The sequence below is a fragment of the Streptomyces sp. NBC_01429 genome (assembly GCF_036231945.1).
Classification (GTDB): domain Bacteria; phylum Actinomycetota; class Actinomycetes; order Streptomycetales; family Streptomycetaceae; genus Streptomyces.
Genome location: NZ_CP109599.1, coordinates 337,274 through 356,527 on the forward strand (window position 1 = coordinate 337,274; position 19,254 = coordinate 356,527).

General features: G+C 69.2%; 23 protein-coding genes, 1 tRNA gene and 2 pseudogenes. 10 read left to right on the plus strand and 16 right to left on the minus strand.

The genetic code is table 11. From position 1 onward, the window contains the following. Positions 1-158: 158 nt before the first annotated feature. The 3 genes from OG627_RS01550 to OG627_RS01560 form a co-directional block, all read right to left on the minus strand. Positions 159-818 carry an NADPH-dependent F420 reductase gene (locus OG627_RS01550; protein WP_329072269.1) on the minus strand — a complete coding sequence of 220 codons (660 nt, stop codon included), beginning with the start codon at positions 816-818 and terminating at the stop codon, positions 159-161. Between the two features lie 81 nt (positions 819-899). Continuing rightward, positions 900-1,838 carry an SDR family oxidoreductase gene (locus tag OG627_RS01555; protein WP_329060616.1) on the minus strand — a complete coding sequence of 313 codons (939 nt, stop codon included), beginning with the start codon at positions 1,836-1,838 and terminating at the stop codon, positions 900-902. Positions 1,839-1,890: 52 nt separating this feature from the next. Next, positions 1,891-2,511, minus strand: coding sequence for an NADPH-dependent F420 reductase (locus OG627_RS01560; protein WP_329060618.1), 621 nt, complete (start codon positions 2,509-2,511; stop codon positions 1,891-1,893). 283 nt (positions 2,512-2,794) lie between these two features. Between OG627_RS01560 and OG627_RS01565 the strand changes: the two genes are divergently transcribed. After that, complete coding sequence (locus tag OG627_RS01565) at positions 2,795-3,706, plus strand: LysR family transcriptional regulator (RefSeq protein ID WP_329060620.1); 912 nt, start codon at positions 2,795-2,797, stop codon at positions 3,704-3,706. A gap of 43 nt (positions 3,707-3,749) precedes the next feature. On the opposite strand, the pseudogene OG627_RS01570 reads toward OG627_RS01565, so the two are convergent. Continuing rightward, a pseudogene (locus OG627_RS01570) lies at positions 3,750-3,992 on the minus strand (IS5/IS1182 family transposase); the annotation flags it as partial. Between the two features lie 65 nt (positions 3,993-4,057). Here OG627_RS01570 and OG627_RS35410 point away from each other — a divergent pair. Next, complete coding sequence (locus tag OG627_RS35410; RefSeq protein ID WP_443073405.1) at positions 4,058-4,543, plus strand: GNAT family N-acetyltransferase; 486 nt, start codon at positions 4,058-4,060, stop codon at positions 4,541-4,543. Here the strand turns inward: OG627_RS35410 and OG627_RS01575 are convergent. After that, positions 4,458-4,931, minus strand: a complete 474-nt coding sequence (locus tag OG627_RS01575) for a hypothetical protein (RefSeq protein WP_329060622.1) — start codon at positions 4,929-4,931, stop codon at positions 4,458-4,460. The genes OG627_RS35410 and OG627_RS01575 overlap by 86 nt on opposite strands. 434 nt (positions 4,932-5,365) lie before the next feature. On the opposite strand from OG627_RS01575, the gene OG627_RS01580 reads away from it, so the two are divergent. Beyond that, entirely contained in the window at positions 5,366-5,905 is a 540-nt protein-coding gene (locus tag OG627_RS01580; protein WP_329072271.1) for an SMI1/KNR4 family protein, read from the plus strand. A 67-nt stretch (positions 5,906-5,972) separates the two neighbouring features. Here the strand turns inward: OG627_RS01580 and OG627_RS01585 are convergent. Continuing rightward, positions 5,973-6,164, minus strand: a pseudogene (locus tag OG627_RS01585) (transposase family protein); the annotation flags it as partial. A 15-nt stretch (positions 6,165-6,179) separates the two neighbouring features. Between OG627_RS01585 and OG627_RS01590 the strand changes: the two are divergent. Continuing rightward, positions 6,180-7,226 carry an ABC transporter substrate-binding protein gene (locus tag OG627_RS01590; RefSeq protein WP_329060624.1) on the plus strand — a complete coding sequence of 349 codons (1,047 nt, stop codon included), beginning with the start codon at positions 6,180-6,182 and terminating at the stop codon, positions 7,224-7,226. A gap of 96 nt (positions 7,227-7,322) precedes the next feature. Further along, positions 7,323-7,877 carry an NADPH-dependent FMN reductase gene (gene ssuE / locus OG627_RS01595; protein ID WP_329060625.1) on the plus strand — a complete coding sequence of 185 codons (555 nt, stop codon included), beginning with the start codon at positions 7,323-7,325 and terminating at the stop codon, positions 7,875-7,877. Positions 7,878-8,048: 171 nt separating this feature from the next. Here ssuE and OG627_RS01600 read toward each other — a convergent pair whose 3' ends face one another. Next, complete coding sequence (locus OG627_RS01600; protein ID WP_329060627.1) at positions 8,049-8,981, minus strand: alpha/beta fold hydrolase; 933 nt, start codon at positions 8,979-8,981, stop codon at positions 8,049-8,051. A gap of 288 nt (positions 8,982-9,269) precedes the next feature. Here OG627_RS01600 and OG627_RS01605 point away from each other — a divergent pair, with 288 nt between their 5' ends. Next, the gene (locus tag OG627_RS01605; protein WP_329060630.1) at positions 9,270-9,911 is read left to right on the plus strand and encodes a TetR/AcrR family transcriptional regulator; all 642 of its coding nucleotides are present in this window, start codon (positions 9,270-9,272) and stop codon (positions 9,909-9,911) included. A 331-nt stretch (positions 9,912-10,242) separates the two neighbouring features. Here the strand turns inward: OG627_RS01605 and OG627_RS01610 are convergent, their stop codons facing one another. After that, positions 10,243-10,686 carry a MarR family winged helix-turn-helix transcriptional regulator gene (locus tag OG627_RS01610; RefSeq protein WP_329060632.1) on the minus strand — a complete coding sequence of 148 codons (444 nt, stop codon included), beginning with the start codon at positions 10,684-10,686 and terminating at the stop codon, positions 10,243-10,245. 63 nt (positions 10,687-10,749) lie between these two features. Here OG627_RS01610 and OG627_RS01615 point away from each other — a divergent pair, with 63 nt between their 5' ends. Beyond that, entirely contained in the window at positions 10,750-11,118 is a 369-nt protein-coding gene (locus OG627_RS01615; RefSeq protein ID WP_329060634.1) for a VOC family protein, read from the plus strand. A 95-nt stretch (positions 11,119-11,213) separates the two neighbouring features. Here OG627_RS01615 and OG627_RS01620 read toward each other — a convergent pair whose 3' ends face one another. The 4 genes from OG627_RS01620 to OG627_RS01635 form a co-directional block, all read right to left on the minus strand. Further along, the gene (locus OG627_RS01620; protein ID WP_329060636.1) at positions 11,214-12,242 is read right to left on the minus strand and encodes an alpha/beta hydrolase; all 1,029 of its coding nucleotides are present in this window, start codon (positions 12,240-12,242) and stop codon (positions 11,214-11,216) included. A 13-nt stretch (positions 12,243-12,255) separates the two neighbouring features. Further along, entirely contained in the window at positions 12,256-12,606 is a 351-nt protein-coding gene (locus OG627_RS01625; protein ID WP_329060639.1) for a hypothetical protein, read from the minus strand. Between the two features lie 23 nt (positions 12,607-12,629). Beyond that, positions 12,630-13,130, minus strand: coding sequence for a TetR/AcrR family transcriptional regulator (locus OG627_RS01630; protein ID WP_329060641.1), 501 nt, complete (start codon positions 13,128-13,130; stop codon positions 12,630-12,632). Positions 13,131-13,291: 161 nt separating this feature from the next. Further along, positions 13,292-13,597, minus strand: coding sequence for a winged helix-turn-helix transcriptional regulator (locus OG627_RS01635; RefSeq protein ID WP_329072273.1), 306 nt, complete (start codon positions 13,595-13,597; stop codon positions 13,292-13,294). A 62-nt stretch (positions 13,598-13,659) separates the two neighbouring features. On the opposite strand from OG627_RS01635, the gene OG627_RS01640 reads away from it, so the two are divergent. From OG627_RS01640 to OG627_RS01650, 3 genes are all read left to right on the plus strand, one after another. Next, the gene (locus tag OG627_RS01640) at positions 13,660-14,079 is read left to right on the plus strand and encodes a carboxymuconolactone decarboxylase family protein (RefSeq protein ID WP_443073600.1); all 420 of its coding nucleotides are present in this window, start codon (positions 13,660-13,662) and stop codon (positions 14,077-14,079) included. A 125-nt stretch (positions 14,080-14,204) separates the two neighbouring features. Next, positions 14,205-14,906, plus strand: a complete 702-nt coding sequence (locus OG627_RS01645; RefSeq protein WP_329060644.1) for a DJ-1/PfpI family protein — start codon at positions 14,205-14,207, stop codon at positions 14,904-14,906. Positions 14,907-15,209: 303 nt separating this feature from the next. Then, the gene (locus tag OG627_RS01650) at positions 15,210-15,578 is read left to right on the plus strand and encodes a nuclear transport factor 2 family protein (RefSeq protein WP_329060646.1); all 369 of its coding nucleotides are present in this window, start codon (positions 15,210-15,212) and stop codon (positions 15,576-15,578) included. Here OG627_RS01650 and OG627_RS01655 read toward each other — a convergent pair. From OG627_RS01655 to OG627_RS01670, 4 genes are all read right to left on the minus strand, one after another. Next, entirely contained in the window at positions 15,535-16,410 is an 876-nt protein-coding gene (locus OG627_RS01655) for a helix-turn-helix domain-containing protein (protein ID WP_329060648.1), read from the minus strand. The genes OG627_RS01650 and OG627_RS01655 overlap by 44 nt on opposite strands. A gap of 60 nt (positions 16,411-16,470) precedes the next feature. Next, positions 16,471-17,943, minus strand: a complete 1,473-nt coding sequence (locus tag OG627_RS01660) for an MmgE/PrpD family protein (RefSeq protein ID WP_329060650.1) — start codon at positions 17,941-17,943, stop codon at positions 16,471-16,473. Further along, entirely contained in the window at positions 17,940-18,962 is a 1,023-nt protein-coding gene (locus OG627_RS01665) for a diacylglycerol/lipid kinase family protein (RefSeq protein WP_329060652.1), read from the minus strand. Before OG627_RS01665 ends, OG627_RS01660 begins: the two co-directional genes overlap by 4 nt. Positions 18,963-19,119: 157 nt before the next feature. Then, positions 19,120-19,208 (minus strand) — tRNA-Arg (locus OG627_RS01670). Between the last annotated feature and the right edge of the window lie 46 nt (positions 19,209-19,254).

Consider the following 19,254-nt stretch of genomic DNA (forward strand, 5'->3'; position numbering starts at 1 on the left):
GGCCGTGCTCACGGGCGTCCGGTCCGCGAGAACGGCAGGACACAGCACATCCTGGCGGATCCGGACGGCAACGAGTTCCGCGTTATGGCCCCGCCCGACGTCTGCCGGACGGGGCCATGGCACGGCCGGACTCTACCGGGGCCCGCGCCGACTTACGGTTACCGCGTTGCGCTGGCCAGTGCCGCGCGGATGGCGTCCTCGCCGACCGGCCGGCCCTGCTCGTTCGAGGTCGGCCCGTACGGGGTCCCCCACACCGGCGTGTCCGTCGCCTGCCGCCAACTATCGGCCAGCGGTCCCGCGTCCACCACGCTGTACCCGATGGATTCGATGAATTCGGTCACCGCCGCCTTCGCCGACGCGGAGTCCCCGGCGATCGGCAGGTAGGAACGGTCGGCCGCCCCCGCCGGGCGGGCGAGTGACAACAGGTGCTTGAAGAAGATGTTGTTGAACGCTTTCACGAGCATGGCGTCCGGGATGTACCGCAGAAGCAACTCGCTCGAGGTGAGCGACCGGCTGTCGAGCTCGGGGATGTGCCCGTCACGCTCGGGGCCGTAGTTGCACGTGTCGATGACCGTCTTCCCGGCCAGTGGCGCGGCGGGCAAGTTGGGGAATGCCTTGACCGGCACCGTGACCACGACGATGTCACCGGCCGCCGCGGCCTCCCCGCTCGTCGCCGCGGACGCCCGCGGCCCCAGGTCCGCGGCCGTGTCCGCGAGCGTTTCGGGACCGCGCGAGTTGCTGAGCACGACCTGGTGCCCGGCCTCGACGGCGAGCCGCGCGATGGTACTGCCGATGTATCCGCTTCCGATGAATCCCACAGTCGTCATATTCTCAGCATCCCTCCAGAAGAGCCGAACTCTTGTCATTTGCCGGGGTCGTTGCGATTCGGGTCCCTGCCGTCAGCTGGCGGAGAAGTAATGGCCGTTGTCCAAATCGGCGAGCAGGCTGGGCTGAGCGGGTTCCCAGCCGAGGGTCCGGCGGGTGATGAGGTTGGACGCCGGGTAGTTCTGCGTGACTATGTTCGCGAGGAACCCAAAGTATCCCGGCACCATCAGTACGTCCGCGGGAATGCTCACGACGGGCAGGCCCAGACGGCTGCCAATGGCCTCGGCGATTTCACGGAACGGGATGGCCCCGTCTCCGACCGCGTGCCAGTATTTGCCAGCCGGCCCCTTCTCCAGCGCCAAGCGGAACAAGGAGGCGACATCACGGATGTGCACGGCGTTCCACTGGTTCGCGCCGTCTCCGGGGTAGCCGACGACGCCCTTCTCCTTCGCGACCGCGATCAGCGTCGGGAGGAAGCCGGCACGGTCGGTCGTGCTGTGCGCGATGTTGGCAATCCGCACGACCGAAGACCGCACTCCCCGCTCAGCGAGGCCGACTACGGCGGTTTCCACGAGGTTACGAACCCGCAGGGTGCCCTTGTACTCATCGCCGCCGGGAAGGGCCGGGTCCTCCTCGGTGGCCGGCCGGCCCAGGTGCTGCCCGGGCGAGCCAATGCTCCCCGCTGCGACCAGCGGCTTTCCGGTTCCCGCCAGTGCCTCGCCGTACGCGAGCATGATCGGGAGCTCCGCGGCGGCCACGGCGTCGATCCCGCCGGACGGAAGCAGGTCCTGCCTGTGCGCGACGTGGATGACGCCGTCGGAGTCCGCGGCCGCCTCCTTGAGCCCGTCGAGATCCTGGAGGTCGCCGCGTCGCACCTTCGCGCCGAGCGCGGACAGCGCCGCCGCGGCCGTGTCCGATCGGGCCAGGCCGGTGACCTCGTGCCCGGCGGCGATGAGCTCGGGGACGATGTACGAACCGGAATGGCCGGTCCCGCCAGTGACGAAAACGCGCATGCTACTGATCCTTTTGATAGATATGGCCCGAGAAGTGGTGGTACGGGCGCGCTCAGGCAGAAGCGTGGACGCCGAGGGTGAAGTTGAAGCTCCCCACGCCATAGCGGCCCAGGCCGATCATCACCAGGCCCGTCCCCTCCAGCCAGCGCGCCATTCCCAGGGGGCCGGTGTCCATCGGCCGCAGCCCGAGGCTCTTGATGAACGCCGACACAGCCGCCTTGGCCTCGGCGTCGTCGCCGGCGATGAGCACGTCCAGCGGGTTGCCCTGCGCCAGCATGTGACCGAAGACGGTGTTGAACGCCTTCACCACATGCGCGCCGGCGGGGGCGACCTTGGCGATCTCCTGCGCGCCGGAACTGCCGTCGGGGGTGACAAGGCCCTGGGAATCGGGGGAGACGGGGTTGGTGACGTCGATGATCACCTTGCCGTGCAGTGCGTCCCCGTACTCGCTCACCACCGCCGCCGCGCCGGCGTACGGCACGGCGAGGATGACGATGTTCCCGGCCGGGGCCGCGCCGGCCGTCCCGACAGTGGCGCCGCCGAGCGCGGCGGCCAATTCCCTGGCCTTGGCCGGGTCACGGCCGATGATCTCAACGGCGTTGCCGCCGGCGAGCGCCCGGTCGGCCAGGGCGCTGGCCATGTTCCCCAGGCCGATAATGCTGATGCCGCTCATTGGTGTGCCTGCTTTCTGGAGCTGGACAGGACGCCACGCCTACCCCTCGTTGTTAACGGTCGTGTCGCCGATTCCGTCGAATGATGCGATGAACGGCCCTCAATTCCCGATGTGCTCATTCTGGGCCTGGGCCCTGCTATCAAGTCCCGATGCCGAATTCTTATGCCGAATTCACTTCGGCTTCGTCAGGTGCCTCTTCAGGCTGCCATTGGCCTGACTGGGTGTCCAAGACTTCTTTAAGCGCCGGTGATACCCTGGAGGCATCACCGGACCGGGAGGCGCCATGGATCTGGACCTGCGCAAATTGCGTTACTTCGTCGCCGTGGCCGACCAGTTGCACTTCAGCCGCGCCGCCGATGAGCTACATATCGCGCAACCGGCACTCAGCCGGCAGATCCGCGCGCTCGAGCAGGATCTCGGCGCCTCGCTGTTCACCAGGGATCGCCACGGCGTAGCGCTGACCGACGCGGGCCGACAGCTGCTGGCCGACGCCGGTCCGCTGCTCGCCTCCGCGCATGCGGTCCGCCACCGGGTGACCGTGGCCGCGCGCGGCAGCCAGCGGCTGGTGGTCGGCTTCCGGGCAGGCATTGCGGTCATCCCGGCGGCGCGGGCGTTCGAGGCCCGCCACCCGGACGTGGTCGTGGACGTGCAGCGGATCGAATGGGGCGACCAGGCCACGATGCTGCTCGACGGCCGCATCGACATCGGCTATGTGCGGTTGCCCATCGACGAGGCCGGCCTGCGCGTCGCCCCGCTGTACACCGAGCCGCGGGTCGCGGTGCTGCCCGCCGGCCACCGGTTGGCCGGCAAGGAGGAGGTCACCGAGGCCGACCTGGCCGGCGAACCGCTGGTCTGGCATGCCGACCCGAGCACGCAGCCCACCAGGCGCCCGCACCCTAACGCCGGGTACCTGGTGCGCGGGGTGGACGAGACGCTCGAGCATGTCGCGGCCGGCCGGGGCATCTCGTTTCTGGCCCGTTCGGCGACCGTGTTCTACTCCCATCCGGACATCAGCTATGTGCCCATCCCGGATCTGGCACCCGACCAGGTGTGTCTCGCGGTGGCGGCATCGCGCACCTCGCCGATGGTCGATGATTTCTTCACCGCGGCTCAGGCGATGGCCGAGATCACAGCAGAATGTGGCAACTATGAAATGTGGCAGCTTGGAGGCGATGCCGTTTCAAAGCACGGTTGAGCAGCCTTTCCCGGTAACGTCTCCTGACGTTTCGTGATCATGGTCAGGCGGTGCGGCCGTGTTCGAGCCGGAGCGGGACCAGTGCGGCGCGGGCGATCCGGGTGATCGCCGCCAGGTCGAGGCTGACGCGGCGCAGGGCCTTGAAGGGACCTTCAGCAGGGCGTTCGCGCGCTCGGCAACACCGTGGATGCCCCGGATCACCTTGTTCAACGCCTTGTGGTGTTTGTTCGGCTAGTTCGCTGCCCTGCGATTCCTTGACCGGGTGGCGGAAGTCATCGCCGGCGCTTCGCCCCGCAACGATCGGAATTTCTTCGACATTTCGGTCCGATACACGGTCGTATCAGTTATCTCGTGGCCCGTTCGCAGTTCCTCGGAGCGCCTCCCGAAGCGCGCGACGGACTGGCGGAGATCGGATTCGTCACAACAGCCCCCGCTCAACAGGGGCGCGGTGTCGCAACGTCGTTGATGCGGCACGTCATCGAGCTGGATAGGTACGACGAGTTCGTTCTGCGCGAGATCAAGGACACCGACACGGCCGCGCTGGACTTGTATCGAAAGTTCGGCTTTGTCGAGTATCGGCGCCGCGCGGTGCGCTTCGCTCGGAGAGCCGGCTTCCGTGAGTACGTCTCCCGAAGTCGAACGACACCGCTGCGCCGGAGACCGCGTCGAAAAGCTCCCGGCGGACCTTGGGCAACCCGCCCATTCCAAAGAGAAAGCCCAAAAATCCAGTGCGTGATCCCTCCCCGGTGGGCTACCGGACCGGTCCTCGCTCATCGACGAGCACCGTGGGCGGCGACAAGAACACATCAGCTCCCGCTGGGCCGTATGCGATGTTGAAGGTGTCAAGCCAGTACGACCAGCCCCGCACCCCCGCCGCGCTGCTGAAACGGTAGTTGAGCTGCCAGCGGACCCACTGCCCGGCGGCAAGGCGTACCGCCGGGGGCCGTCGCGGCCGAGGTGGTAGGGCAGACAAGGGCTGGACCCGGGGAAGGACTCGCAACCGATCGTCGTCTTTTCGGAGCTGGACGTCGACCTTGCGCAGGTCTTCTTGGCCGTCATAGGGGTCGAAGCCGTCGCGTTCACGCATGCGGACTACATGCGCGGCCGAAGGCGACATATGCGGGACACGAAAGCCGACCGGGGCCGCGTTCCTGCGAGCCGCAGCCTCTCCACCGCGAGACTGCTTCGTCCAGGACGTCCGTATCCATTGGACGGTGACCTCCATGACGCCTCCCCCTGCCGCCTCGTCGAAAGCCTCACCCTATGTCCGCACGGCCTCACGACGCACAGGGGAGAGATCAGCTCGAACTGTCCCATCAGGGGGGAAGCTTCAATTCGAGGGCCTCGACATGCGGCCGTTGCAGTATCTCGTGTTGGACGCCATGGCGCTCGCTGTCGCCTTGGAGACTCCTCGGCTGGGCCGGTCAGGCACGGCGGTTGTCTGTGTGAGTTGGCGGGCGGTCACCTCGCTGCGGAGCCGGCCCTGTGCTTCGGGCCGGAGGAAGGGCGAGGGGAGGGGACAGGAGGCATGCTCGGAGTAGCATCCCCGCAAGGTCTCCGGTCGGCACTTCGCAACCTTCGTCGTGGCGCAGTCGGACATGTGCATCCATGTGGAGAGGGCGGAATGCAATGAGTGTGGCTGAGAGTTGGTCCCACGTGATGACACTTCTTCGGCAGCACGCGCCGGCCGATCACGCGGATCTGCCAGGGCCCGCTACGGAGCAGATGCTCGCGGCCGCCGAGGAACGGATGGGTGTCACCCTCCCCGGGGACCTGCGGACGTGGCTGTTGCGGAACAATCCGGATCTGCCTGAGGAAGACGTCGACGACGAAGTGGCGTGTTGCGGCTTCGACGGGTTCCCGGACGAGGGAAGCTTCTTTCTGGGCATCCGTGCGATTGAGAAGCTCTACGCGAACCGCTCCAGGTCCGGTGGATTCGACCCTCCGGACCAGCCGGACAATCCGTTCTGGCGTAATGAGTGGATCCCGTTCCTGTCGGACCAGGACGGCTGGATGGGAAAGTTCATCGATGTGCGGGACGGGCGTGTCGGCAGGTGGTTCGTGGGTGACATCACGATCACGGGCGAGTACGAATCGCTGGCCCAGTATTTCGACTCCGTAGCGGAGATGCTGACGAAGATCGCCGATGGAAGCTACCCGGTCTGCGGGGTCGCCGAAGGCCGACTCGTCTGGTCGTAAGACTGTTCTCAACCGCATGACGGCCATCGCCGCAGCCGTCCTCGCCCTGGAACGGCAATGAGCTTCGTCAGCGTTGCCGCTCCAGGGTGAGGACGGCTGCGGCGATGGCGGTCATGTGGTTGGGACTGCGGCGGGCTCTGCGGAGGATTCGCCAGGACTTCAGCCTTGCGATGCTCCGTTCGACCGGTGCCCGCGCCACTGACAGGGCCCGGTTGACCGTCCGCTGGGTCGTGTTGAGGTCCCGGCCGGGAAGCCGTCTGATCGGCGCTACGCGGTGATCGGCAGCGGGAGGACGGGAGTTCCGGCGGCCCCGCGCTACAGGCTCGGCGGCGCCGACCTGAGCAAGTCGCTCGGCGGCTCCGCCGTGAGCTGGCCCTCCGGGTTCACCGCCTCCCTGCCGGTGATGCAAGCGTTCAAGTCCGGCAGCGTGGACTTCTCCTTCGCTACCGCCGTCATCTACGGGGCCGCCGACCTCAAGGGCAAGCGGATCGCGGACCAGCAGGGCACCACCGGCACCTACAGCCTCATCAAGTACCTGGAGACCGCCGGGCTGCGCGTGGACGACGTGTCCTACGTCAACCTGGCGGCGGCGGACGCCGAGTCCGCGTTCGCCAACGGCAAGGTGGACGCCTGGATCAGTGGCCACTACCGCGAGGTCGTGGAGATCACCGAACGCGAGGGCCTCACTCTGCGCGAACTGGGCAAGCGGTACGGCGGCCGGACCGAGGGCTCTTTCATCGGCACCGCCTCCGAGGTCGCCGACGGCCTGGAGCGCCCGAGTCCGGGGCGTGGCACGCGCGGCGGCACGGGAAGGGTGCCTGATCGCGCCGCACGGACGATGCGCCCCGCACGGCGCACAGGCACGACCGGGACAGGGACGATGACGACGACAACGCAGATACCGGCCGATGCCGTCAGCATCACCGACACCGAGGGCCGCTTCCTGGTCACCGCCAGAACGAACCACTTCGTCTCCGACGCCCGCACCGGCCCGGCCGAAGCCGTCCAGGCCGACGAGCTGCTGCTCTCCTCACTGGCCTCCCGCGCCCTCGGCATCATCCAGATCCACGCCCGCGAGCGCGGCTCCGGTCTCACCGGCGCCCACGCGGTCATCAGCTACCAGCGAGCCCCGGAGGACCGCACTCGGTACGCCTACCTGCGGCTGGACCTGCGGCTGAGCGGCGTCGAACCCGACGAGGCCGACACCCTCGTCGGGCTGCTCACCTGCAGCTGCCCCATCTACAACACACCGCGCCGCGGCGGCAACGTTGAGGTGTCCGTCCGGACGGACACCTCAACGGCCGCCAGCCGCCCCAACTGACGTACCAGGGGCGGCAGTCCCGGACTGTCCGGCGGAAGCCGCCCCGGTACGCGGTTCCTCTTCCCGTACCTCCACCGCACGATCCCCAGGTGCTCCATGGCCACCGTCCTTTCCGTCTCCGGAAGCCCGTCCCCGACGTCCCGCACGACCCGCCTGCTCCGTCATCTCGACCCCGCCATTGCCACCAGGGGCCACGCGGTGACGATCCTGGACGCCCGTACACTGCCCGCCGAGGCACTGCTCCGGGCCGACACCGGACACCCCGGCATCAGCAGGGCGGTGGACCTGTTCGAGCGGGCCGACGCGGTCGTGATCGGCAGCCCGATCTACAAGGCCGCCTACTCGGGGCTGCTGAAGTCGCTGCTCGATCTGCTCCCGCGGCGTGCCCTGGCCGGCCGGACGGTCCTGCCGCTCGCCACCGGCGGCTCCACCGCCCACGTACTGGCCATCGACTACGCGCTTCGCCCGGTCCTCTCGTCCCTGGGCGCCGCGCACATCACACCGGGCTGGTTCGTCCTCGACCGCCACATCGCCACCGGCCCGGACGCCTCGGTCGTACTCGACCCGGCAGCGGCCGAAGGACTGGGACGGACACTGGACGAGTTCCTGTCCGCCCTCGACCGGAGCACCTCCCGGCGCGCCGCCGCGTGACCCGGCCCTGTCTCGCTCCCGGAGAGCGGTAGGTGACGTGATGTCGTATCCGGCGTCACCGGAACGTGTGGGTCGGAGCGCCTTGCGCGAGGAGTTCGGCGACGCTTGTCACCCGTGGAGCGGACCAGGTCGAGCCGCGGTACCGGTCCTCACACTTGCTTCCGCCCAGCCTCAATCGTCTTCGGTGATGAAGTCGGTCAGCGCGGCAGCGACGGCATCGGGCTGTTCATCGGGGATGAAGTGTCCTGCGTCCGGCACGACGATCCCGGTGGCGTGGTCGGCCCACGGCCTGAGGGAAGCCGCCATGTCGGGGATGGAGCCGTGGCTGCTGGAGATCCCGAGAACCGGGACCGTCAGGCGCTGTTGTTCCAGCACCTCGTGGTTCTTCCGCGCCGACTCGGCGGCGTCCCGGTAGTAGGCCAGGGACGCACGGAGACCACCGTCGGCGGCCACGGACGCGGCGTATTGCTCGATTTCGGCGTCGTCGAAGGTGTCCGAGGAGAGCGTCTTGACCTTCAGGAACCAGCCGACGTACTCCCGTTCGCGGCCGGCGAGCAGTGTCTCGGGCAGGTCGGGCACGAGGTGGAAGGCGAAGTGCCAGGTCTTCCACGCCTGCTCGGGGTCGGTCGGGATGGCGTCGGGGAGTGTGATGCCCGGGATGCCGGCGTCGAGCAGTGCCAGGCCACGCAACTGGCTCTGGAACTTCAGGGTGAGGGAAAAGGCGACCCACGCGCCGATGTCGTGGGCGACCAGCCAGTATGCCGAGACTCCGAGCGCCTGGACCGCGGCGTGGACGTGCGCGGCGACCGTGTGCGTGTCGTAGCTGATGTCCGGGCGTTCGGAGTGGCCCTGGCCCGGCAGGTCGATCGCGATGACGTGGAATCGGTCGGCCAGGTTCGGCATCACCTTGCGCCATGCCCACCAGGTCTGCGGGAACCCGGCGAGCAGCACGACGGCTGGACCGTCCGGCTGCCCGCCCTCGACCGCGTGAAGCCGGACGCCGCCCGCGTCGACCCAACGGTGAGTGAAACCGGCCAGGTCGGAAAGCGCCAGGTCGCGGACCGGGTTGCCGGAGACGCGGAGGGCGCCTGCGGGCTCAATCATGATTCTCCTCCACTGCTGTGAGGTGTGTTGACGGTCTGCCGAAGGTGTCGGGTGTGCTGGTTGATTCGGTGCGTCGGCCGACGGCGAGGCCCACGAGCCCGGTCGCCACGCCGCTCAGCACACACGAGATCAGCAGGATCCGCGGTGCGCGTGTCGCTCCGTCCGCTGTGAGGTCCGCGGGGGTATCCGGCCATGGCCATGCCTTCACTCTAACCTCATCTTGAACTGATTGGTTCAGGATGAGATGATGGTCTCCACCAAGAAGGCAGAGCAGGAGGGAGGCGCGGCATGGCGGGAAAGAAGCAGTTCGACATCGCCACGGCGCTCGATGCCGCGATGATCCAGTTCTGGCGGGCCGGCTACGCGGACACATCGGTGGACGACCTGTCCCGGGCGACCGGACTCAACCGCAGCTCCATCTACTCCTCCCTCGGCGACAAGGACGTGCTCTTCATGCGCTGCCTGGAGCGCTACGCCACGCGTTACGGAGACAAGTACGACGACGCCTTGTCCTGCGCCGCAGACCGGCCCCTGGCAGCCGCACGGGCGTTCTTCGACATCACCCTGGAGCGCATCGCGGACCCTCGTCTCCCCGACGGATGCCTGGTGGCCCAAACCGTCATGGCGATCCCCGTGCTGAGCGCGAGCGTCGCGGCGCGCGCACGGGAGGCGATCGGCTTCCAGCACATCCGGCTGCGCGCCGCGCTGAAGGCCGGCCGACTGCACGACGAGGCGGCCGAGTCCTTCGCGACCCACCTTGCGGCCGTGAACCAGTCCCTCGCCGTCATGAGCAGAGCCGGAACGAGCACCGAGCAGCTGCGCGCCATCGTCGACGTGACCCTCGACGCACTTGCGCAGGCTCTCGGCACGAGCGACCGAGATTTGTCCGGCACGGCGGACGTCGCCGTCTGCCTGAGCACTGAGCACTGAGCACTGAGCACTGAGCACAACCCGCCATGCGTCAGGGTGCGCGTCAAGGGTGACCCCGGGAAGCGAAACAGAGTCCTCCGGTGGCCGACGAGGCGCACTTCACCCGGAAGACACACGCGGTCGGCGGCCGCGTCCGACCTTCTGTGGTGTTGGCCGCGTTGACTACGGAGGCGATACACCGCATGCCAGTCCGACACCGAGGCCGCCGTCGGACAGACCCGGCCGAGCGGTAGCCGCCGCCAACCGGCGCCGACAACCCCAGGCACGCCACCGAATCGATCTGCCCGGCGCACGCCTCGACGCCCTCCAACGCTTCGGTCCCCTGCTCCACTCACTCGCGCAGGGAATGAATCATGCCCTGAAGGATCCGGAACGCGCCCGACTGCTCGACCTCGGTCATGCCGGCCAGCATTCTGACCTCGACGGACCTGACCGCCACGGTCGCCTTCTCCAGGCTCCGTCGGCCGCGGGGCGTGAGCCGCGCGGGAAGAACCTTCCCGACGGGGGCCTCCGCGGGCCTGGTCACGTAGCCGTCTCGTTCCAGGGCCTGGAGCAGCACGTTCATCGACTGCCGTGTCACGAACGCGCCACGCGCGAGCTCGGAGTTCGACAAGCCCGGCCGCTGGGCCAGCAGTTCGAGGCAGGAGTAGTGCGTCACGCTCATCCCGAGTGGTCGTAGCACCTCCTCCATGGCTGCGCGCAGGGCGCTCGAAGCCTCTTTCAGCAGGTAGCCCAGTGATTTGTCCAGGTCGACACCGGCATCGTTTTGACTCATGTCAGGATTCTGACATACGTTGGCCTGTGTCAGGAATCTGACATGAAGAGAAGGAGCATCATCATGCCCGCAACCGGCCCCGACTTCATCTCGCTCCAGGCGCGCGACCTGGACGCTTCGCAGGCGTTCTACGAGCAGTACCTCGGCCTCGTCCGCTCGCAGGCCGGACCTCCGCACGCCGTCGTCTTCGAGACGAAGCCGATCGCGTTCGCACTCCGCGACGTCCTTCCCGGCACCGATCTCGCATCCGTCGCCCAGCCCGGCATCGGTGCGGCGATCTGGCTCCACGCCACAGACGTCCAGGCCATCCACGACGCTCTCGTCGCCGACGGTCACACCATCGTCTCCGCACCGATCGACGGGCCCTTCGGCCGGACCTTCACCTTCGCCGACCCCGACGGCTACCAGGTCACTCTCCACGACCGCACCTGATACGCCCCCTACACGTACACCGTCCTACGGCCGCCGCGCCGACCGCCGCAGGGCGCGCCTTCTGGCGTGTGCCCCATGAGCGCCGCCGGACTGCCTCAGCGTTCCACGAACCGGTCCAAGGCGTCGAGCACGGCCGGGGCGAAGGCGTCCGGGTGGTCGGTGTCGTGCAGCAGGTGGTCCACTCCGGGCAGCGTCACCCGGCCCGGTCCACCGACGTGTGCGCGGCGCAGGGCGGCGGTCAGGGCGTCCGTCGTGGCGCAAGGCACCTGGGGGTCGTGCGTACCGCATGTCAGCAGCACCCTGGTCCCCGGCCGGAGTGCCGCAGCGGTGTCCGGCGGATAGACGGCGTCGTCGCTGTTCACGAACCGACCGCTCACCCCTTGGAAGGCTTCGAAGAGCTGGGCGATCGAGGGCGGCAGATCGGTGGTGTCGACCGGTCGGTGTTCACGCACGGCGGTGACGGCGGCGTCGACCGCCGCTTCGATGGCTGTCTGCTGTTCCGGGGTGAGCTGGCCCTGCCGCGTCGCCTCGGCGATCTGGGCCTTCAGTTGCAGCGCGACCAGGTCCAGCAGGCGGATCGCCTGCGGTTGCAGCAGCGCCAGGCCGGCCGGGCGCGGGCGGACGGTGCCACCGAGCAGCAGCGCGGTCATCGCGCCCTCGCTGTGCCCGACGACCAGCATCGCGTGCGGGTCGGTCTCCGGCTGGTCGCGCAACAATGCGTAGGCGGCCCTGGCCTGGCGGACGTACGCCGGGTAGTCGAGTTCTTCCGGGTGGTCGTGGTAGGCGCCGAGCCCGGTGCGGCCGGTGCCGTACTTGTCGAACCGCAGCGTGGCGACTCGGTCGCCGCCGAACTCGTCAGCCAACTGCGCCAGGGTGTTCGGGGTGAGCGCGGGCGGTTGGTTGCCGTCACGGTCGGTGGGTCCGCTGCCGGGCAGCAGCATCGCGGCGCGGAGCCGTTGCCCGGCACGATGCGCGGGAATATGCAGGGTGCCGTACGTCGCCGTTCCGTCGACAGTGAAGACGACCTCGCGGTCGGCGGCGGGCACGAGGGCGGGAACCGCCTCGACCGGGGCGGTGGTCACGACGGCAAATGCCATCACGGCCGCCGCGAAGTGGAGGAACATCTGCCTACCTCTTTCAGTTCAGGGCGTTCTCGACCAGCGCGACGGTCGCGCGGGGGTCGTCGACCTGTAGGACCAGACGGGCGTAGTGCTCGTCGGCGAGTTCGACCACGACGGTCTTCGACGGATTCTTGACGTCCCAGAAGACCTTCTCGCCATCGCGATGGAACGTGCCCGCCGTGATGAGACCGGGCACGCGGGCGCCAGGCGCGCGGATCCCCTTGGGATCGGCGGCGATGCCGGGGTCGGCGGTCGCGCCACGGACGTTGGCCAGCGGGATGGTCAGACTGCTCTTCAGGGCCCAGATCTTGTCGAGACCCTCGATCACGACGACGAGGTCGTCACCGTCGATACGAACCAGTGCCATGTCGTTCTTCCTTGTCAGGCTTGTCAGGCGAGAGGATCGAGGCGTTGGGACAGCGCGGCGCCGACATTGTCGGGATTCCCGCGCAGGAGGATGCCCAGTGCGGAGGCCGTGAGAGCGGCGGCCAGGTCGGCGGGAATGCCGAGCGCGTCGGCGATCGCCTGGTCGACGGCGCCCAACGCTGCCGTCACCTCGGCGGCGACCTCCTCGTCGACCGGTGCCCGTTCGGCCGCCGCGAGCAGCAGCAGACCGAGACCGGCCGACGTGACGAGCCGCAGCGCGGTCGCGGCATCCGATGCCGCTGCGAGCGCGTCGACCAAGGGACGGACGTCGTCGGCGAGGTGGCGGCGCAGGGCAACCAGATAGAGGCCGCGTTTGCTGCCGAACGTCTTGTACAAGCTGTTGCGGTGTACGCCGAGGTGGCTGACGAGATCGTCGACGGACACCCCGTCGTACGCACGGCCGCCGAAGAGATCCACGGCGGCGCGCACTACCTTGTCCTCGTCGAACGCCCTTGGCCTACCCATGACATGACAGTATTCCGTTGAGGAACGATCAGTCAAGAACGATTGTTCCTCAACTATCGGCAGCCCGGCCGCCGCGCATTTCCCCACTCGGTGGAGCGGGCCCGGCACCCGCCGTCTCTAGAGCAGGTTGAGCCGACGCAGATCGCTGGGGTACTTGGCGATCAGCGCGGCCGACAGGTGCGGGATCTCCTTGTCGTCGCCGATCCCGGCCTCGTGCTCGGTCCCCTGCAGCCCGCCGAGCGGAAGGCGTCGAGCGGGCCGAGCGCGTCGACGAGGTCCCTGCCGAGTCGGGTGAGGTGACAGCCGTCGGCGCGCAGAGCGAGGACGCGGGCATCGGCCAGCTCGCCGAGCCGGGTGCTGAGGACGCTGGAGGACATGCGCTCGCATCGGCGCCGCAGTTCACGGAAGCCTGCCGGGGCATGGCTCAGCTCCCACAGGATGCGCAACGTCCAGCGCCGTCCCAGCAGGTCGAGTGCGGCCTCTCGCCCTGTTCCGGGTGCTGCACCGCAACCCCGAGCTGGCCTCCCGGATGTTCGCCGTGGGCGCCGGGCTGCTGGGCCATGGGCTCCTCCCCCACATGGACCGGGAGATCGTCATCGCCCGGGTGACCGCCCGCGCCGGTTGCTCCTACGAATGGGGCGTGCACGCCTCCGTCTACTCCCAGCAGGTGGGGCTCAGCCCGGAGCACCTTCGAGCGACTGCCGACACCGACCCCACGGCCGGCGCCACCTGGCCGCCGCGGCATGCCGCACTGCTCGACGCTGTCGACGAACCGCACGACACCGCGCACCTCTCGGCCACCGCGTGGAATGCCCTGCGCGACCACTACGAAGAAGACCGGCTACTGGAGTTCCTCGTGCCGGCCGGCTGGTACCGGACCATCAGCTACCTGGCCAACGGGCTCCTGCTGGACGACGAATCCTGGGCCGTCCCGTTCCCGGCGCGCTGATCCCGCCCCCGAACACCTCCCGGCGAATGACAGGGCCTCGGCAGCCGCCAGTTGGCCGTGCCCGGGAACTGGACGCGCGGATCTGCCGACATCTGATGCAGAAGACGAATCCAGGGAGGTCTGTCATGGAACGACGTACGTTCTTGCGCGCTTCGGCTCTGTCCCTCGGCACGGCAGCGGGTGTGGGGGCCATGGGCGAGGAGGCGTCGGCGGTGTCTGCGGAGCATCCGCTGCGTGTGCAGGTGCTGATGTTCGACGGTGTGGAGGAGCAGGACTTCGTCGCCCCGGTGGAGGTGTTGGGGCTCGCCGGGCGGATGAGCGGCGGGGCGCTGACGACGTCGATGGTGACGACCGGTCAGCCGGCCACTGTCACCTGTGTCTACGGCACGAAGGTACGGGTGGACAGGGGATGGTCGCCTCATGAGGCGGACGTGCTCGTGGTTCCCGGAGGCGGGTACAGGGACAAGGACGGGCCGGGCGTGAACCGGCTCATCGCCGATCAGGAATGGTTGCGCCGGCTGGCCGCCTCGGCAGCGCTGCCGGTGGGGATCTGCACCGGTGTCATGGTGCTGTCGGCCGCCGGACTGACCAAGGGGCGCAACGCCACCACCCACGCGGGTGCGAAGGCGGATCTGGCCGCACAGGGCGCGACGGTGATCGACGCGCGTGTGGTCGACGACGGCGACCTCGTCACCGGCGGCGGCATCACCTCCGGGTTGGAGGTGGCGCTCTGGCTGGTGGAGCGGTTCGTGGGCGCGCAGCTCGCCCAGCGGGTGGAGACGGTGCTGGAGTACGAGAGGCGCGGCACGGTATGGCGGCGGGCCTGAGCCGGCGACGCCGGCACCGACATCCTCTTCACCCGGCCCGCCGGCCTCCTGGCGGGCTCTCGTATTCAACTGCCGGAGTTGCCCACCGGCCAGCGGACGGCGGCAGTGATCGCGGACGGCGAGGAGCAATGCCGCCTTGCTCGCGGGCGGCCCGTGAGTCCGGGGACGGCCTGTTCCCCGGACTCACGGATTCCTCATTACCTCGGGAGTAATCGACTGATCGACCGGTGCGATAGGAGAGTTGGGGGCAGCCGTCGTCGCACGACGACGGTCCACTCCGTCATTTCCGAAGGGACGCACTCCGTGACCCAGTACAACACCGCTGTCAACCGGTACCTGGCCGCCTGGAACGCCGCCGACTCCGAGGCCATCGCCAAGGCCGTGGCCGAGGCATGGACCGAGGACGGCACGTACACCGACCCGCTGGTGGACGTCCGGGGACACGAAGGCGTCCAGGCTGCCATCGAGGGTGCGCACACGCAGTTCCCCGGCTTCGAGTTCCGGCTCAAGGGCGAGGTCGACGGCAACCACCACATCGCGCGGTTCTCGTGGGATCTGGTGTCGACGGCCGACGGCTCGTCGCCGGCGGGGGGCTCCGATGTGATCACCCTGGCCGAGGACGGGCGGATCAGCTCGGTGAGCGGATTCCTCGACCGGGTTCCGTCCGCGTGATCCGCGTCCGCATCGCCTGAAGCGCCTGCGATGTCTCCGAGTTGGCGGGCAGGAGGGTTTCGACCTCCAGCTCGGAGACGGTGACGTCGATGGGGGCGCTCAGTGTCATCAGGGCGGACACGAACGACAGCACCCGTCCTTCGTGTTCCAGCCGCAGCGGCAGCGCGAAGGGGAACCGGAAGTCGCCGTCCGGATCCGCGCCGCCGTCCTCATCGCGCCGGCCCGGGGGGACCGGATAGCTGCTGACCTCGTCGTAGAGGGCCCTCAGCGGCGTCGAACCGCTTATGGTCAGCCGATGGCGCAGCCGGCCCAGCAAGTGGGCCCGCCAGGGGTGGTAGTTGTGGATCAGGGGCGCGAGCCCCTCGGGGTGCAGGGTCAGCCTCATGACGTTCAGCGAGGGTCGCAGGAGATGCTCCGCCACGCCGGACACCAAGGTGTGGAAGGCACGGTTGGCGTCGATGACGCGGTACTGCGCGTCATGGATGAAGACAGGGTTGGGCTCGTAGGCGACGAGCAGCCGGCGCAGTTCGCCGCGCACGACGCTCAGATCATCGGCGTCCCTGAAGGAGCTCTCCGGGAAGAACGGGGCGAATCCGGCCGCGACCAGCAGGACGTTGCGTTCGCGAATGGGAATGTCCATCTGGTCCGCGAAACGTAACAGCATGCTACGGCTCGGGCTGGCCCGACCTGTCTCGATGAAGCTGATGTGTCGGGCTGAACTCTCTGCTCTGGAGGCGAGTTCGAGCTGGCTCATCCTGCGCCTGTTCCGCCACTCGCGCAACAGGGTTCCCACGCTCTGGCTACGTACCGCGTGCCATTCGTTGTAACGCATGCGTTAACTTTAGTGCACTCCCCGTGCCATTGAAATATGCCAAATCCCCTCCAAGCGTGCTCATGCGGCGACCGCTTTCGTCGACCATTGGCGCAGCTCAGTAGCGTTCATGGTGGCCAGTCCCGCCGCTGCCCGCGCCGGGCCGGCTCCGCCTCCCAGACCGGTGAACTTCTGGCGCACCAGCTCCGCGTGATGGTCCCGTGTGTGCGGCCCGGCGGCGCCGAGCGGGATGAGACGCTCCCGCGTCAGGCATCGGCCGTCCTTCAGGCGCACACTCACCCTGGCCCCGGTCGTCTTGGTCGCCCGGGAGAAGTCGGACGGCCCCAGTCCCTCGTTCGCCTCCCGCGCGATCAGTTCGGTCTCGGGCCCGCCGAAGGCCCTGAGCCAGGGACCCGCCGCGTCCCCCGCCGTACGTACCGCCTCACCGAACGGGGCCTGCGACTCGAACAGGGCGCGGGTGAGGTCCGGGGCGTGCACCACCCGGACCCGGTCGGCGAGCCGCCAGCGGTCCGGCTCGGCCAGCCGGGGGCCCTCGAAGTCCTCCACCCCGAGCCGGCCGGTCAGCAGCGCGGTCGCCACCGGGTAGGGAGTGTGCAGCACCAGGGCGCCCAGCGGCGCGTCGGGTCCGGTGACGTAGCGCTCGGCCGTGCGGCCCGCGAACAGTGTGTACAGCGACGCCTCCACCACCACCTCGGTCACCGAGTCGACGTCCACACGGCCCAGCTCCTGGTGGAGTTCGAGGGCGCAGTCCACGGCGGCGTCGATCCCAGGACCGCCGGGACGCATCTTGAAGGAGAGTGTCTCCGTGTACCAGCGACTGCCGAGGCCGTCGGTGAGCGCGCCGGCCAGCGGTACGTCGGCGAAGGCGGCCAGGAAGCCGTCCGGATGCTCCATCAGGTCGGGTGCGCCGCGCAGCCCCGCGGCCGCGGCGTCGCAGGCGTCCAGGCCGGCGCGCACCGGGGTGAAGGCGTTCAGGAGCCGGGCGTCGCTGGCGAGGAAGGCCCGCATCAGCGGCCGGTGGGGCATCGCGAAGGCCAGGCCGAGTGCGTCGGTCCATTGGGCCGCTGCGACGCCCTCGCAGTGCGACCGGCCGCTGACGGCGCCGGCGAGATGGGTGTGCACGGCGCTCTGCCCGCGCAGCGGGCCCAGGGTCGCCGCCGCGGTCATCCGCGCCGCGCACTCGTTGGCGGCCACCACCGCGGTGATCAGGCCGGCGCCGTCGAGGCCGAGACTGTGGGCGAAGGCGAGGGGCACGGCGACCGTGGAGTTGGACAGGTGCCCGGCGTAGGCGGTGTCGTCGAGGTTCAGCCACGAGCCCAGTGCGGCGAGCACACAGGCGCTCTGCCGGGCGTCGGCCTGGAAAGGCGGTCCGAATGCCTTGACCAGGCGCTGTCCCAGGGGGTGGGCGAGTCCGGCGCGGATGGCGGCGGTCTGCGACAGCACCTGGCTGGCCGCGAGCCGGCGCACCCGTTCCGGGATCGCCGCGTACTCCAGTCCGGCGGCCCAGTCGCACAGGCCGGTCAGCGCGGTCATGCCGTCTCGACAGTGGAGAGCCCGGCAGTGGGAAACTCGACGGTGGAAAGCCCGGCGGCGGCGCCGGAACCGCTCCAGACGGGCAGCGCCGCCGGCAGCACCTCCAGGGTGATGCGCCGAAGGGAGGGCGGCTGGAGTTCGCCGTCGTGCTCGAAGCAGAGCGGGACCCCGTCCAGCCGCTCGACGACGACGCGGCGGCCGCGGCCGTAGAACACCCCGGGGCTGCCGAGGTGTTTTCCGTCCCGGGTCAGCTCGGGGACGAGCGACGGGGCGATCGTCGCGTCGACGACGCACACGTCGAGCAGCCCGTCGTCGTACTCGGAGCGTGGCAGTACCTGGTACTGGCCGCCCCGGAATCGTCCGCCGCCGACGTTCGCGAGGACCGTGCCGCCCTCGTGCAGCACGGTCCCGTCGACGGTCACCCGACCCGGGTACGGCGTGAAGGCCGCGGCCGTCTCGGCGAAGGCGCGGGCGTAGCGGGCCCGGCCGCTCAGCGGTACGGAGCGTGCCACCCGCAGCGCGTCAGCGATGACGCCGGAGCAGGCGCCGAGGAAGACCTTCGCACCGGTCTCGGTGACCTGTGCCAGATCGAGCCGGCAGAGCCCCGCGCCCCCGGCGGAGCCGGCGAGGATCTCGCGCAGGCTCTCCTGCCAGGGGCGTTCGCCCCAGAACATCCGGTAGCCGGAGTTGCCGGTGCCGGCCGGGACGATGGCCAGCGCGGGGCCGTCGCCCGGCCGGTCCGGGCGTGCGCCGGTCATCCCCTCGATCACCTCGTGCACGGTTCCGTCACCGCCGACCGCGACGACCAGGTCCACAGCCGGGTCCTGCCGCCGCTCGAAGACCGCGCGGGCGGCGGCCGTGGCGTCGCCGACCTTTTCCGTACGGTGCAGCGTCACCTCGGTACGCGCGTTCGCGAACAGGGCGAGGAGGCCGTCGAGGAGGCCGTCGCTCATGGTCCCCGCGGTCGGATTGGCGATGACGACGGCACGCCGGGGCGGCGGCGCGGTGAACGTGGTCATGAGAACGAGGCTCCCGTCGAAGAGCGAGCGGTGCGAGAACATCCGCACCGTGCGGGCGCACGCCGCGACCTCACACACGGTGGAATCACGCGCGGTGCGGCTCGGCGGCACGTCGCACCGCATGGGACCCACGCGGTGCGACGGCAGGACAGTCCGGCGGAGAGGGCAGGATTCGAACCTGCGAAGGCGGGCAAGCCACCCGACCGGCAGAGCCGGTCCCCGATGAGCCACTCCGGGCACCTCTCCCTGATCCCGGCTCCGGATTTCTCCGGGGTGCCGGTTTCGAGAATCA